Source organism: Bacillus cereus group sp. BfR-BA-01350, assembly GCF_022663775.1.
In the GTDB taxonomy this organism is placed as follows: Bacteria; Bacillota; Bacilli; order Bacillales; family Bacillaceae_G; genus Bacillus_A; species Bacillus_A paranthracis.
The window spans coordinates 557,706-572,524 of sequence record NZ_JAKUGD010000001.1; the positions used below are offsets into that span (position 1 = coordinate 557,706).

Below are 14,819 nucleotides of genomic sequence, written 5' to 3' on the forward strand. Positions count from 1 at the left end.
AAAAGCTCAATGCTTTAGCTTTGAGCTTTTTTATTGAAACAAAAAAAGAGTGCTCAATTATATTTTTTCATATTTACAGTATCTTTTTGTATAAAACAATCTAAAAGGGAATAGCCAGCTATTAAACTAATTATCGTAACAAAAGTTGTATTGATAAGAATAATATTAGTTATATAAGGTAGGTATGCACCAACTGGTGAAAAGAGTAGAGCTGGAGAAAAGGAAATGAATAGTGTAGGCACAGTAATGGCGATAAATTTATCCGGTTGAAAGCGCCAGTTTTGTTTACTTGTTTCACGATTAATAGATTGAAGGAATCGTAATAAAATGCCGACTATAAGAGGGAAGAGTGTAAAGTAGAATAATCTTGGATAAACGTTAAAGTTTACTTGTGCGTCTGTATCTAAATAAAATTGAATTTTCACTCCGACAAATAATAATAAGACGATAAATAATGTAAAGCAGAGGTATAGCATCACTTTTTGCATTATATTCCACCATCCTTTACTCAAAATATATTCAAAAAAAAGAAGAGATATACAATAACTACTGTTGTATATCTCTTCTTTTACGGTTATTTAATAGTGGTGTTTGCTTTTTCTTGCTTCGTGAAATAATCTATAATGCCCATCGCGCTAATTTCTATATCTAGATGTAAAATGTTATAAACGGAATGATCTGATGGAACATTTAACTTTGTAAGGTGAGAAGAGACCTTATCCATTAATACAGTTTGCAAAGCTTTAGTAGCCTCATCGAAATCATTATATTTTTCAAAGACCTCTTTACCAGTATGAACGAAAATAGGTAACCAATGTTCTAGTTGCTTATATACTTCTGTAACATTGGATGATGCACCGTAATGGCCGAAATAAATAGTATCTACATTCATACTTTGAATATGATTTTTAGAAGCAATCATCGCATCTGGTTGGAATTGAGAAGGGGACGTTGAAGGAAGGTATAGTTCTACACCAACGTCTGCGAGTTCTCTATAATAAATGCCAATTGTATCGCCAGTAAAAATACCGTTTGTTAATGAATCGTGAATGCTAATATGGTGCTTTGCATGTCCCGGTGTATCATAAAATGTAAGGATGCGGTCTTCGGCAATTTGTAACGTATCACCATGTTGTACAATATGAACACGTTCTTCTTCAATTGGAAGAATTGGATCAAATAGTTTATCGAAATCTTCTTTGTACACAGCTTTTGCACCTAAAATGAGTTTTGTTGGATCAATCATATGACGAGCACCGCGAGAATGCACATATAAAGTAGCATTTGGGCATTTTTCCATCATTAAACCAGCAGCACCGGCGTGATCTAAATGAACATGTGTAACGATAATGTTTTTAACTTCGTTTAAATCAATATGTAATTGTTGTAAGCCGTCTAAAATATACGGAAGAGAAGGGGCTGCACAAGTTTCAATTAAAGTAATATCATCACCTAATAAAACGTACGTACCAGTTCGTTCATTATGTTGTAAATCAAAATCATCAATCAGATATAGGTGAGAAGATAATTGTTCTACTTTTTTCATCTTTACCACTCCTTATATACGGTATGTAACTATTATACGCCAAAAATACAAAAAGGCAGAAAACGAAAGTTTCGTCTTCTGCCTTTTTGTAATGTTCTTATTGTTTTTGTTGTTTATTAATAGACATAACGAATAGTCCAACAATACCGCCAACTAATGGAAGCATAATTTCTCCAGCTAAATTAAAATAGGAGCTTAAAAATAAACCATTTACATCGATTACCCAGCCAATCACATACAATAACATCATATATAGTACGAAATAAAACTCGCGATTTGAAATCGTTTCATGTTGTGCAGTTTTCATATTGAACACCATCCTTTTCTATAATAATAGAATATAAACTGTCACATTTTGTTCACAATTTAATTGTAAAACTTTCCATCATAAAAGTCTAGTAATTTGTGTCGAATTTTCGAACGGAAATAAAGCGTTTACAATCGTGGGGAGAAAATACGTAATAAGAGCTGTAAATTCACGAATGTAGTATAGTATAAACATGGAATGATAGTGAAGAGAGGGGCAAAGACAATGACAGTTTATGATTTTTCAGCTAAAACAATAACAGGTGAAGAAAAATCGTTAAAAGATTACGAGGGAAAAGTACTTCTTATTGTAAATGTAGCTAGTAAATGCGGGTTTACACCGCAATATAAAGGATTACAAGAAGTATATGATAAATATAAAGAACAAGGACTTGAAATACTCGGTTTCCCTTGTAACCAATTCGGAGGACAAGAACCAGGTACAGAAGCAGATATTACAAGCTTTTGTGAATTAAACTACGGTGTAAACTTCCCAATGTTTGCAAAAATTGATGTAAAAGGTGATAAGGCTCATCCTCTGTATACATACATGACAGAACAAGCACCAGGTTTACTCGGTATGAAAGCAGTAAAATGGAACTTTACAAAATTTCTAATTGGAAAAGACGGAAAAGTAGTAGGGCGTTTTGCACCGCAAACGAAGCCGGTGGATTTAGAGGTTGAGATTGAGAAGGTACTTGGCGAATAACTAGGAGTTTCACTTTATTAAAAAATGCCTCAAAGAACTATTTTGTTCTTTGAGGCATTTTATTTACATTCATATTGTCAATATTAAATCGCTGAATGGAAGTCATTTGATTTAGGCGGAGAAGCAGCTTTTTTCATAAGCACTTCCCATAAGTGTACGGATTTTTTCCATTCTGCTGCGGCTTGTCCTTTTTGATACATAGCATTCTCATAACTGAAAGTAAGTTGTTGCATATCAGCCGAGTTGTAAAGTGTATCAACATGGAGAGCATATTCTCGGAATGTTTGACTCTCGTCTCGTCGTATACCAATTCGCGCAAATTGTTTTAGGAGAGAATCGTAAGCTTTTGTATAAACGGCATCATCTTTTCGATATTTATAGAAATGAATGATAAAAAACGTAATCCATTTCATTCTAGTGATGAATAGAATGTATCCTATAATACTAATCGGTATTGTAGAGAGGAATACGTACCACCAAGAAAATCCATTTTTAGAATTTGGAATCTTTTTAATAGAAGCTTCTTCTGTATCTTCTATTAAACTTTTGAGCTTTGCTTCATTGTTTTTTTGATGCATTTGCGCGTTTTGAGAATTAGTATCTTCGCTATTTTGTAAAGTAGGAGCAGGAGTATTATTTGTGAAATTATAGGGATTCGTAAATCCTTTTGTTGGTTCGAATGGAATCCATCCGTATCCAGGGAAATATACTTCGACCCAAGAGTGTGCGTTATCGTTCGCGATTTTATAAACATCCTCACCTTCAGCACCCACCAGCGTATTATCAAGAGTTCCTTCTGTATAACCTTTTACCCAGCGAGCGGGAATTCCAGCAGAACGAAGTAACACGATCATGGATGTTGAGAAATTATTACAGTAGCCGCTTTTTGTATCGAAAAGAAATTGATCTACATAATCTTGGTGTTTGGTAGGGAATGAGACATTCGTTGTTTCATATATAAAAGAATGGTCGGTGAAATAGTTTTCAATAGCTAATACTTTATCGTATCGGGTGTCTTTATCCTTTGTTAGACTTACAGCTAAGTCTCTTACTCGCTGCGGTAATGATTCGGGAAGTTGCGTGTACTTTGTCATGAAATAAGGATTTGATTCTTGACCTTCATTCGTTTTTACAGCTTTCAAGTTTTCTATGGAAAACTCCGGGACCTCATATGTTACTTTATATGAATGTAAAGTAGTAGAAGAGTCTCCGTCCATCGTATAGATTTTTTCTGAAAATGGGTCAACGCTGTATGATACATCGGAAGAAGCCTCAACTGATACTAACCCTGCTGGATAGGTAAGGTGAGGATACCTTTTTTGCATGGTGATTGTTGCCTTAGTTGTCTCCTTTTTTGTATTTTGTTCGTACCAGCTCACGACGTCGTTTTTATTTTTAAAAGAAACCTTCTGTTGCTTTTCAGAAACTTCCCAGCCTTTTCCTGTATAAAAATCTTTCGTTTCTACTCTCCAATATTGTTTGTTTTGTGTTGCTGCTGTAAAAACAATTGTAGGATCTGCTTTAAAAGGACCGCCTAATTTTGAGTCATCTAGACCATATCCAATTTTAGAAACTTCTTGTTTTTTACTTACTTCGGATGTGTTGAATTTTAAAAAATCCATTGGGTTTGGCCATTGAGGGCCAAATTTTGGCGCAAAGTATGCGATGGTTGCTGACAATACAATAAATATTGTAAGAGGTTTAAGTAGTTTTGAGATTTCTCTAGCATAATTTTGTAAGTGCTCACTCTCTTTTATTCGTTCTATGCGAAGAAGACTAAGCATAAAAAAGCCGATGACAACGGTACGAATAATAGCGTAGTTTGCATTGTATAAATGTAAGTTATGAAAAATTGTGATATAAATAATAGTCAATATAAGAAATAACAATCCACGCTTTTTATGAATCAACCAAAAAGAGATGAAAGAACTCAAAAACCAAAATGATAGAAAAAATAAAACGGTTGGAAAAACTGGAGAAATATCTAGCAAATTCCCCTGGAATAACAGGAAGGAATTTCGAGAAATATCAGTAAAAAATTTCGTTAGCCAAGATGGATTTATAAAAATATTTTTATAATATAGGAGATGAATGATGAATAAAATTGTCACGATCTTTATCGGAATCTGCCACTTTGTTTGAAAAAAAGAGAGTGTGAAGCAAATTCCTATAAATATTACAAAAATATCTAATCTACCTACGTTTGTAATACCTATAAGGGGTCGTATCCATTCTAGTAAAAGTAGAAATGCGCATGCATGCATGAAGAATCTGCTCATATCCCGTTTGTATTTTGTTTGTAATGTTGTCATTTGCTCACCTCAAAAAACACATTTGTATATCGGTTTTCATAAACCACATTTACAAATATTTTTCGTTTTTGTAGAGTTTCTAAAACACTGAGTTCTCGATGTGAGAGTTGATTCGGTTTTTCTTTTACAATAAAAACTAGTAATTTTCTATTTTGTATAGCGGCATAGTCAGCTGCCTTTTGAATATCGGGAGAAAGATCGCTTGTCACGAGTATAATTGTTACGGGCTCATAAACTTTTCTTAATTCCATTTCTACACTCCGGGAGAGCGGGAATACACTGTCCGCTTGTACTTTCGCTAAATGACAAAAGATTTGCTGCAACTGACTATCTCCATTGTCTAAAGGGAAAAAAGTTCGTTCTTTTCCGACAGACACAAATGACGCTGGTGAATTTTGCTTCAATACAGCCCTGACAATAGAGGCAGTAAATGTGACGACTGATTCGAATAGAGGAGACTCAGTTCTGTCTATGAATATCATAATATTATGGCTGCGCTGTTGTTCAAACTCTTTCGTCATAATGTTGTTTGTTCTTGCAGTTGCTTTCCAATCAATCCATGAAAAGCGGTCACCAGGTTTATAGTCTCTCACACCGACAGAAATGGTAGAGTCTTTTGTGAAATTTATATTTGCTGAGAGCGCTCCTTGCTCGAAATGGTTTTCCAATTGCTGATACGTTATATCTACATACTGAGGATAGACTAAAAATATATCCGGAACTGAAAAAGTTACTTCTTTCTCCATCATACCGAATAAATCACCAGTTTTGACGCGTATGCTTGAAAAAGTGTGCTCTCCTCTAGGGATTGTGTCAATTGCATATTGAAACGAAAAATTTCGTTTTAATCCTGGAAAGAGTATTGTTTTATTCATCTTTGTTTGTCTACAACTTGTAAGGTATGGTGGCAGTTCATCTTCTATAACTAAATAAAGTAAGGGGAAAGGAAATTTTCTTTTTATTGTAATCGTACTTACAAATCGTTCTCCTGCTACATAATCGTTTTGATTTGTTATTCTTTTTACTTCAGCACCCCGTAAAGCGTAGAAGGGGAATAATAGTGAATAAAGGCCAATAGGAACCATACTGTAAAATAAAAACCAACTTACAAATCCTCCTTGAAGCATAGCGTACACAAATGTTAACACTAGGCATAAAGGGATTAGTAATAACTTCAAAACGTGATGTAGTGCTCGTAGCATGCGTTTCATCAAAGGTTCATCTTCCTTTGAGTCGGCACGGTAGTTCGCGCAACGATTTTTGAAATAACTTGTTCCCCTGTTATTCCTTCAAATTTTGCTTCCATTTTTAGAATGAGTCTGTGAGCTAACACGTAAGGAGCTAAAAATTTAACATCGTCTGGAATAACATAATTTCTGCCATGGATGAATGCATAAGCTTGTGAAGCTTTCATTAAAGCAATCGAGCCACGTGGACTTGCACCTAGTTGTATAGAACTATAAGAGCGAGTTTGACTAACAAGCTTTACAATGTAATGCTTGATTGCTTTGTCCATGCTTATTTCCCGTGCGCTTTGTTGCAAATAAAGTAATTCTTCTATTGTAGTAATAGCTTGTAAAAGGGAGAGGGGATTTGTTTTTTCCATCCGGTTTAAAACTTCAAATTCTTCTTCTGGTGAAGGATATCCCATTTTTAGCTTCAATAAGAAACGATCGAGCTGGGCTTCTGGTAAAGGATATGTTCCCTCATATTCGACTGGATTTTGTGTAGCCATTACAAAGAATGGTTTTGGTAACGGTCTTGTCATACCATCTATTGTAATATTGCCTTCTTCCATACTTTCAAGTAAGGCAGATTGTGTTTTGGGAGATGTACGATTAATTTCATCAGCAAGTATAAAATTCCCCATAATTGGTCCAGGATTGAACTCGAATTGGAGCTCTTTCGGATTGTAAATAGAAACACCTGTTACATCTGATGGCAGTAAATCAGGTGTGAATTGAATTCGCTTGTAATCAGCATCAATAGATTTAGAAAGAGCGCGTACTAACATTGTTTTCCCAACGCCAGGAACATCTTCTAATAGTACATGACCTTCAGCTAAGAGAGCTGTCAAAGCTAAAATCGTTTCTTTTCTTTTTCCGACCATTAATTTTTCAATATTGTTAATTATTTTTTCTATAATGGGATGTAATGAATCAAGTTGGTGCATCGTAATCCTCCTAATGTTATTATCGTTTTCTAATCTATTTAGTGGAAAATAGAACGTACCTCTCTATGTGCGAGTATAAAACTCTTACCTTTAATTCTAAGAATATTCAGATTATTTATTCTGATTACATCTAGTATAATTGTTTCAGTAACTAAGGGCAATATGGTAAATAATGATTTCTAGTTTTATAAATGCATTCAAATGGTTGTTTCCTATATTTATAAAGAAAAACGTAGGAGTTTCTCCTACGTTTTTCTTTTGCAAAATAGTCAATACCTCAAAATACTATTCTTCTATTAATCAAGATTTACTATAAATCTTCATAACAAAACAAAAGGTCTTCTCACAAACTTATTTTCTACTGAATTTTTGACAATCTCTTGAACTGTGCGAAATGTCACATCTGTATTTTACAACCTCTCTTATAGTAAGGGTATGTAAGAGAGACGTATTAAAGGAGTGAACAGTATGAAGAAGAAACCTTCAGCACTAATGAGACGTTTAAAATATTTTTCACCAATAGATCGTTATAACGATAATCATACACAAGAAACATATGAAGATCGTGAATGGGAAAATGTGTACAGAAAGCGTTGGCAGCATGATAAAGTAATTCGTTCTACACATGGTGTGAACTGTACTGGTTCATGTAGTTGGAACATTTATGTGAAAGATGGAATTGTAACTTGGGAAGGACAGGAGCTTAACTATCCAACAACAGGTCCAGATATGCCTGACTTTGAACCACGAGGCTGCCCACGTGGAGCGAGTTTTTCTTGGTACATTTATAGTCCACTTCGTGTGAAATATCCGTATGTACGTGGTGTTCTTTGGAGTGTGTGGCAAGAGGAATTACAAAATAATGAGTCACCATTAGATGCTTGGAAAAGCATTGTGGAAAACCCTGAAAAAGCACGAAAGTATAAGCAGGCACGTGGTAAAGGGGGATTCATTCGTGTGAATTGGGATGAAGTGTTACAACTCGTTTCAGCTTCATTATTATATACAGTAATGAAATACGGTCCAGACCGAAATGTTGGTTTTTCACCAATTCCAGCTATGTCGATGTTAAGTCATGCTGCAGGCAGCCGCTTTATGCAACTTATGGGTGGACCGATGCTTAGTTTCTATGATTGGTACGCAGATTTACCACCAGCTTCTCCGCAAATTTGGGGTGATCAAACAGATGTACCAGAAAGTAGTGACTGGTATAACGCTGGTTACATTATGACATGGGGTTCAAATGTACCGATGACAAGAACACCAGATGCACACTTTTTAGCGGAGGTTCGATATAAAGGAACGAAAGTCGTTTCTGTCAGTCCTGATTTCGCTGAGTCAACAAAGTTTGCAGATGATTGGATTAGTGTGAAACAAGGTACAGACGGTGCACTTGCGATGGCAATGGGGCACGTGATCTTACAAGAATTTTACGTAGATAATCAAGTGGAATACTTCACAAAGTATGCGAAGCAATATACTGATTTTCCTTTCTTCGTTACATTGAAACAAAAAGGAGACCAATTCGTTGCGGATCGATTCTTAAATGCTTCTGATATTGGACGCGAAACAAAGTTAGGAGAATGGAAACCTGTACTTTGGAATGAAAATACGAACGATTTTGCAACACCTCACGGCACAATGGGGTCACGTTGGGATAACGAAAAGAAATGGAACTTACGTTTAGAAGATGAAGAAACAGGCGAAAAGATTGATCCATGTCTTTCTGTACTTGGAATGGAAGATTATGTTGGAACTGTACAAATCCCGTACTTCTCTGATAATGGAAACAAAGTATTAGAACGTACAATTCCAGTGAAAAAGGTTATGACAGAAGAGGGCGAAGTGTTCGTTACTACTGTATATGACTTAACGTTAGCAAATTACGGTGTGAACCGAGGGCTTGGTGGACAAGAGCCGAAAGACTTCAATGATGACGTGCCGTTTACACCTGCATGGCAAGAGAAAATGACGGGAGTGAAACGAGATCTAATCATTCAAATCGCTCGTGAGTTCGCACAAAATGCTGTTGATACGAACGGTCGCTCAATGATTATTGTCGGAGCTGGTATTAACCATTGGTTTAACTCTGATACGATTTATCGGGCAGTTTTAAATCTTGTACTTCTCGTCGGAGCACAAGGTGTAAACGGCGGTGGCTGGGCGCATTACGTTGGGCAAGAAAAATTACGACCAGCGGAAGGATGGCAAACAATCGCGATGGCAAAAGATTGGCAAGGACCGCCAAAATTACAAAACGGTACATCTTTCTTCTATTTCGTAACAGATCAATGGCGTTATGAAGATACACCAGTTGGTCATTTAGCATCACCAGTAGAAGGTAACTCTCGTTATCAACATCACGGTGATTACAACGTATTAGCAGCGCGACTTGGCTGGTTACCTTCGTATCCGACATTCGAGAAAAATGGAATTGAACTATATAAAGAAGCTGTTGCTGCTGGTGCAACAACGCAAGAAGAAATCGGAAAATACGTTGCACAAAAACTAAAAGAAAAAGAACTAAAATTTGCGATTGAAGATCCAGATAATAAAAATAACTTCCCGCGCAACTTATTCGTTTGGCGTGCAAACTTAATTTCAAGTTCTGGTAAAGGACACGAATATTTCTTAAAACATTTATTAGGTACAACGAACGGATTAATGAATGATGATAGTGATTCATTGCGACCAGAAGAAATTAAATGGCATGAAGAAGCGCCAGAAGGGAAGCTTGATTTGCTCATTAATTTAGATTTCCGTATGGCTGGAACAGCGCTTTATTCTGATATCGTCTTACCTGCTTCAACTTGGTATGAAAAACACGATTTAAGCAGTACAGATATGCATCCATTTGTACATCCATTTAATCCGGCAATCGGTTCACCATGGGAAGCACGTTCTGACTGGGATATTTTCACATCACTTTCTAAAGCTGTGTCAGATCTAGCAGAGAAAATTGATCTTGAACCAATGAAAGAAGTTGTTGCAACACCACTTCTTCATGATACACCGCAAGAATTAGCACAACCACTTGGTAAGATTAAAGATTGGAGCAAAGGTGAGTGTGAACCAATACCAGGTAAAACGATGCCGCAAATTCATGTTGTCGAAAGGGATTATAAAACGATTTATGACAAAATGACAGCACTTGGACCAAATGCCGGGAAACAACCGATTGGTACGAAAGGAATTTCTTGGTCGGCAGAAAAAGAGTATGAGCAATTAAAGAGCCGATTAGGAGTTGTTCAAACAGATTCTATTGCGAAAGGTTGTCCAGACATAAAAGAAGCAATCAATGCTGCTGAAGCGGTATTAACGCTTTCTTCTACAACAAACGGTCATATGGCTGTAAAAGCATGGGAAGCACTTGAAAAACAAACGGATTTAAAACTACGTGATTTAGCAGAAGAACGTGAAGAAGAATGCTTCACATTTGAACAAATTACAGCACAACCAAAAACAGTAATTACTTCTCCGGCCTTTACAGGTTCAGAAAAAGGTGGACGTCGTTACTCACCGTTTACAACAAATGTGGAACGTCTCATCCCTTGGAGAACAATCACTGGACGACAATCTTTCTATTTAGATCATGACATGATGAAAGAATTTGGTGAAACGATGGCGACATTTAAACCAATTCTGCAACATAAACCGTTCCGTAAATCACGACCTGAAGTAGAAGGGAAAGAGATTACACTAAACTATTTAACACCCCATAATAAGTGGTCCATTCATAGTATGTACTTTGATTCATTACCGATGTTAACGCTATTTAGAGGTGGTCCAACCGTTTGGATGAATAAAGAAGATGCTGCAGAAGCTGGTGTTGCGGATAATGATTGGATCGAGTGCTTTAACCGTAACGGTGTTGTTGTTGCACGTGCTGTTGTAACGCACCGTATACCGAGAGGAATGGCGTTTATGCACCATGCGCAAGATCGCCACATTAACGTACCTGGAACGAAATTAACAAGTAATCGCGGGGGAACGCATAATAGTCCAACTCGAATTCACGTGAAACCAACACATATGATTGGTGGATACGGTCAATTAAGTTATGGATTTAACTATTATGGTCCAACTGGGAACCAGCGCGATTTAAACGTTGTAATTCGCAAACTGAAGGAGGTAGATTGGCTTGAAGATTAAAGCACAAGTCGGAATGGTAATGAACCTAGATAAATGCATCGGCTGCCATACTTGTAGCGTAACGTGCAAAAACACCTGGACAAATCGTCCAGGTGCTGAATATATGTATTTCAATAACGTAGAAACGAAACCTGGCATTGGTTATCCGAAGCAATGGGAAGATCAGGAGAAATATAAAGGTGGCTGGGAATTGAAAAATGGTGAAATTCAGCTGAAATCCGGTTCGAAAATGAAGCGCCTTATGAATATTTTTCACAATCCAGATCAACCAACAATTGATGATTACTTTGAACCTTGGAACTATGATTATGAAACGTTAACAAATAGTCCGCAGCGTAAGCATCAGCCAGTTGCTCGTCCAAAATCAGCAATTACAGGTGAATTTATTGAAAAAATTGAATGGGGTCCAAACTGGGAAGATGATTTAGCTGGTGGACATATAACAGGATTACAAGATCCGAACGTAAAGAAAATGGAAGAAGAAATTAAAACGGATTTTGAAAATGTCTTTATGATGTATTTACCACGCATATGTGAACATTGTATGAATCCATCTTGCGTATCGTCTTGTCCATCTGGTGCGATGTATAAACGGGAAGAAGATGGGATTGTTCTTGTAGATCAAAATGCATGTCGTGCATGGAGATTCTGCGTATCATCTTGCCCATATAAAAAAGTGTATTTTAACTGGAAAACGAATAAAGCGGAAAAATGTACAATGTGTTTCCCGCGTATTGAAGCTGGTATGCCAACAATTTGTTCGGAAACATGTGTCGGACGTATCAGATATATTGGGGTAATGCTATATGACGCTGACAAAGTAAAAGAAGCAGCTTCAGTTGAAAATGAAAAAGATTTATACGAATCTCAGCTTACTGTTTTCTTAGATCCAAATGATCCAGAAGTAGCAGCTGAAGCGATAAAACAAGGCATTCCTGAAGAGTGGATTAAAGCGGCACAACAGTCACCAATCTATAAAATGATTATCGATTGGAAAATTGCTCTACCTCTTCATCCGGAGTATCGTACAATGCCAATGGTTTGGTATATCCCACCGCTTAGCCCAATTATGAATATGGTGGAAGGGAAAGGTAGTAACTGGCAAGCAGAAGAGATTTTCCCTGCTATCGATAATATGCGTATTCCAATTCAATATTTAGCGAATCTACTCACTGCAGGAGATGAATCACATATTCGTCTTACATTGAAAAAAATGGCTGTTATGCGAACACATATGAGAGCAATTCAAATTAATAAAGAACCAAATAAAGCGGTATTAAAAGAACTCGGTTTAACAAAACAAGATGTAGAAGACATGTATCGTCTGCTTGCTATCGCAAAATATAAAGATCGTTTTGTTATCCCGACGTCTCACCGCGAACAAGTTGCAGATTTATACAATGAACAAGGAAGCTGTGGTTTATCATTTGCAGGTGGTCCAGGCTCTTGCATGACAATTTCTTAAATAATGGGGGCGGAAAAATATGAAACAAAGTCTACAAATTGCTTTTTCTTGTTCTTCATTCCTTCTCTCCTACCCGGAACTCGGGTGGAGAGAAGCTTTAGCTGAATTGCAAGAAGAGATTGAAGCGATTGAACAGGAAGAAGTTAAAACTTCACTTACAGCATTTATAAAACAAGCACTGGATAAAACGAACGATCAACTCATTGATAGTTACGTATATACATTTGATTTCGGTAAGAAGACAAATATGTATTTAACGTATATGAACACCGGTGAACAAAGGGAAAGAGGTATTGAATTACTAGAGTTAAAACAGCAGTATAAAAAATCTGGTTTTGAAGTAACAGATAAAGAACTACCTGATTATTTACCGCTATTACTAGAGTTTTTTGCAAATGCAAATGAGCAAGACAGTGAACCAATTATGAGTAAATACAAAGAGAACATCCAAGCATTACACGTTCAGTTAAAAGAAGCTGATAGTATGTATGAACCAATTCTTGCGGCTGTTCTACTCGCTATTGATACATGGGGTGTACAGACAAATTAGAAAGGAGAGTTGTCAAAATGATGGATCAATTTCTATGGGTGTTGTTTCCCTATATCATTTTTGCAATCTTTATCGGTGGACATATTTTTAGATACAACTATGATCAATTTGGATGGACATCAAAATCTAGTGAACTATTAGAAAAGAAAATGCTCCGAATCGGAAGTCTATTATTCCACTTTGGGATTATGTTCGTAATTGGCGGTCATGTTATGGGGATATTAATTCCAGAAGCTGTATACCGTTCCATAGGTATTTCTGAGCATATGTATCATGTAGTAGCAATTAGTTTTGGTCTTCCGGCAGGTATTGCTTCTATCATAGGTTTAATTATATTAACGTACCGCCGCGTAACAGTAAAACGCATCATTGCAACGAGTACAAAGGGAGATTATATTGCGCTTGTTTTATTACTTATCGTAATGCTAGCAGGACTTTCTTCAACGTTTTTAAATATCGACTCAAAAGGATTTGATTATCGTACAACAATCGGTCCATGGTTCCGAAGCCTCTTTATTTTCCAACCGAAAGTTGAATATATGACGGAAGTACCAGTGTGGTTTAAAATTCATATTCTTGCAGGAATGGGGCTTTTCGCAGTATGGCCATTCACTAGACTAGTACATGTATTTAGTGCCCCAATTAAATATATAAGCCGTAGTTATGTAATTTACAGAAGACGTATTCCAAATGAATTGAAAAAATAATTTAGTTTTATATGTTTCGTAATTTATAAGGAAAGCCGAGATCTAATTGGAGACCTCGGCTTTCTTTATAAGTATAAGTACCTAAATAAGACGCTAATCGATACTACAAACAGAAGCAGAACAATCTTCACAAGCAATTTCACATTTTAAAAATTGTAAATCGTGGATTGTAATCTTTCCTTTATGAATAGAAATTGTACCTTGCTTTTTTAATTCATTTAACATTCGATTTACACTTTCACGTGAAGTTGCACAGAAGTTAGCAAGTTCTTGATTCGTTAATGGTAAATCGATGAGAATACCATTTTCCTTTAAAACACCATAACTATTTGTCATTCGTATGAGAGTAGAATATAGGGCACCTTTTTTGCCGTGTAATACTAAATCTCGGAACTTCGTTTGCATTCTTCTTAAATGTTCACTAATCCATTTCATAAATTCAAATACAAGAGCTGGTTTTTGGAGTAATTCTTTTTCTAACGCTTCACGCTTTATAACGCCTACTTCAACATCTTCAAGGCATTTTGAATTTAATAAATACTTCGCATTATCCGTGAACAATGTTAATTCTCCAATAATGTCGTATGCCGAACAAATTCGAAGTGTTAGTTCTTGTCCGTCAGCACTAAGTTTACTAATTTGTACTTTTCCTGAGTGGATGATATAGAGTTCGGTTGCCTCCATACCTTCTTGAAAAATAAAACTACCTTTTTTTATCTGCATTTTATATTCAACAGATGCAAGTAATTCTTTTAAATCTTGAGATAATGTCATACTGTTTGCCACAGCAATCACCTTTCTTCTTATAAGCAATACATTTCCTATTTTGAGTGTAAATATGATGAAAATGCAAGAGCTATTTCAAAAATAAAGTTAAATTTCAATGACCGTAAGGAATA

Annotated in this window: 12 protein-coding genes; 5 read left to right on the forward strand and 7 right to left on the reverse strand. The window is 36.1% G+C overall.

Going from position 1 to position 14,819, the window contains the following annotated elements:
• Window positions 1-53 precede the first annotated feature (53 nt).
• The 3 genes from MR147_RS02860 to MR147_RS02870 form a co-directional block, all read right to left on the reverse strand.
• The gene (locus MR147_RS02860) at window positions 54-488 is read right to left on the reverse strand and encodes a hypothetical protein (RefSeq protein WP_062821427.1); all 435 of its coding nucleotides are present in this window, start codon (window positions 486-488) and stop codon (window positions 54-56) included.
• An 86-nt stretch (window positions 489-574) separates the two neighbouring features.
• Window positions 575-1,546, reverse strand: a complete 972-nt coding sequence (locus tag MR147_RS02865; protein WP_242303619.1) for an MBL fold metallo-hydrolase — start codon at window positions 1,544-1,546, stop codon at window positions 575-577.
• A gap of 97 nt (window positions 1,547-1,643) precedes the next feature.
• Window positions 1,644-1,853 (reverse strand): DUF3925 family protein, encoded by a 210-nt coding sequence (locus tag MR147_RS02870; protein ID WP_000844977.1) that lies wholly within the window; start codon window positions 1,851-1,853, stop codon window positions 1,644-1,646.
• 225 nt (window positions 1,854-2,078) lie between these two features.
• Between MR147_RS02870 and bsaA the strand changes: the two genes are divergently transcribed.
• Window positions 2,079-2,561: a glutathione peroxidase gene (bsaA, locus tag MR147_RS02875; RefSeq protein ID WP_000219438.1), complete on the forward strand. Its 483-nt coding sequence runs from the start codon at window positions 2,079-2,081 to the stop codon at window positions 2,559-2,561.
• Between the two features lie 83 nt (window positions 2,562-2,644).
• Here bsaA and MR147_RS02880 read toward each other — a convergent pair whose 3' ends face one another.
• Genes MR147_RS02880 through MR147_RS02890 form a run of 3 tightly spaced genes read right to left on the reverse strand, consistent with a single transcriptional unit; the run spans window position 2,645 to window position 7,046 of the window.
• A complete protein-coding gene (locus tag MR147_RS02880) occupies window positions 2,645-4,873 on the reverse strand; it encodes a transglutaminase TgpA family protein (RefSeq protein WP_242303620.1) in 2,229 nt (742 codons plus the stop codon).
• On the reverse strand, window positions 4,870-6,084 hold the full coding sequence (locus MR147_RS02885; RefSeq protein WP_074606032.1) for a DUF58 domain-containing protein: 1,215 nt from the start codon (window positions 6,082-6,084) through the stop codon (window positions 4,870-4,872). Before MR147_RS02885 ends, MR147_RS02880 begins: the two co-directional genes overlap by 4 nt.
• On the reverse strand, window positions 6,084-7,046 hold the full coding sequence (locus tag MR147_RS02890; RefSeq protein ID WP_242303621.1) for an AAA family ATPase: 963 nt from the start codon (window positions 7,044-7,046) through the stop codon (window positions 6,084-6,086). The genes MR147_RS02885 and MR147_RS02890 overlap by 1 nt, the downstream gene beginning before the upstream one ends.
• A gap of 468 nt (window positions 7,047-7,514) precedes the next feature.
• On the opposite strand from MR147_RS02890, the gene MR147_RS02895 reads away from it, so the two are divergent.
• The 4 genes from MR147_RS02895 to narI are packed head-to-tail and all read left to right on the forward strand — an operon-like array spanning window position 7,515 to window position 13,920.
• Window positions 7,515-11,198: a nitrate reductase subunit alpha gene (locus tag MR147_RS02895; RefSeq protein ID WP_242303622.1), complete on the forward strand. Its 3,684-nt coding sequence runs from the start codon at window positions 7,515-7,517 to the stop codon at window positions 11,196-11,198.
• Window positions 11,188-12,663, forward strand: coding sequence for a nitrate reductase subunit beta (gene narH, locus MR147_RS02900; protein WP_074606037.1), 1,476 nt, complete (start codon window positions 11,188-11,190; stop codon window positions 12,661-12,663). Before MR147_RS02895 ends, narH begins: the two co-directional genes overlap by 11 nt.
• A 19-nt stretch (window positions 12,664-12,682) precedes the next feature.
• Window positions 12,683-13,213, forward strand: coding sequence for a nitrate reductase molybdenum cofactor assembly chaperone (gene narJ / locus MR147_RS02905; protein WP_074606039.1), 531 nt, complete (start codon window positions 12,683-12,685; stop codon window positions 13,211-13,213).
• Window positions 13,214-13,230: 17 nt separating this feature from the next.
• On the forward strand, window positions 13,231-13,920 hold the full coding sequence (gene narI, locus MR147_RS02910; protein WP_074606041.1) for a respiratory nitrate reductase subunit gamma: 690 nt from the start codon (window positions 13,231-13,233) through the stop codon (window positions 13,918-13,920).
• A gap of 93 nt (window positions 13,921-14,013) precedes the next feature.
• Here narI and MR147_RS02915 read toward each other — a convergent pair whose 3' ends face one another.
• Entirely contained in the window at window positions 14,014-14,706 is a 693-nt protein-coding gene (locus MR147_RS02915) for a Crp/Fnr family transcriptional regulator (RefSeq protein WP_000013859.1), read from the reverse strand.
• Between the last annotated feature and the right edge of the window lie 113 nt (window positions 14,707-14,819).

Excerpts from the sequence above, each read along its gene's own strand:
- MR147_RS02860 (WP_062821427.1), bottom strand. The coding sequence starts at position 488 with ATGCAAAAAGTGATGCTATACCTCTGCTTTACATTATTTATCGTCTTA.
- MR147_RS02865 (WP_242303619.1), bottom strand. The coding sequence starts at position 1,546 with ATGAAAAAAGTAGAACAATTATCTTCTCACCTATATCTGATTGATGAT.
- narI (WP_074606041.1), top strand. The coding sequence starts at position 13,231 with ATGATGGATCAATTTCTATGGGTGTTGTTTCCCTATATCATTTTTGCA.
- MR147_RS02885 (WP_074606032.1), bottom strand. The coding sequence starts at position 6,084 with ATGAAACGCATGCTACGAGCACTACATCACGTTTTGAAGTTATTACTA.
- MR147_RS02880 (WP_242303620.1), bottom strand. The coding sequence starts at position 4,873 with ATGACAACATTACAAACAAAATACAAACGGGATATGAGCAGATTCTTC.
- MR147_RS02895 (WP_242303622.1), top strand. The coding sequence starts at position 7,515 with ATGAAGAAGAAACCTTCAGCACTAATGAGACGTTTAAAATATTTTTCA.
- MR147_RS02870 (WP_000844977.1), bottom strand. The coding sequence starts at position 1,853 with ATGAAAACTGCACAACATGAAACGATTTCAAATCGCGAGTTTTATTTC.
- narJ (WP_074606039.1), top strand. The coding sequence starts at position 12,683 with ATGAAACAAAGTCTACAAATTGCTTTTTCTTGTTCTTCATTCCTTCTC.
- MR147_RS02890 (WP_242303621.1), bottom strand. The coding sequence starts at position 7,046 with ATGCACCAACTTGATTCATTACATCCCATTATAGAAAAAATAATTAAC.
- bsaA (WP_000219438.1), top strand. The coding sequence starts at position 2,079 with ATGACAGTTTATGATTTTTCAGCTAAAACAATAACAGGTGAAGAAAAA.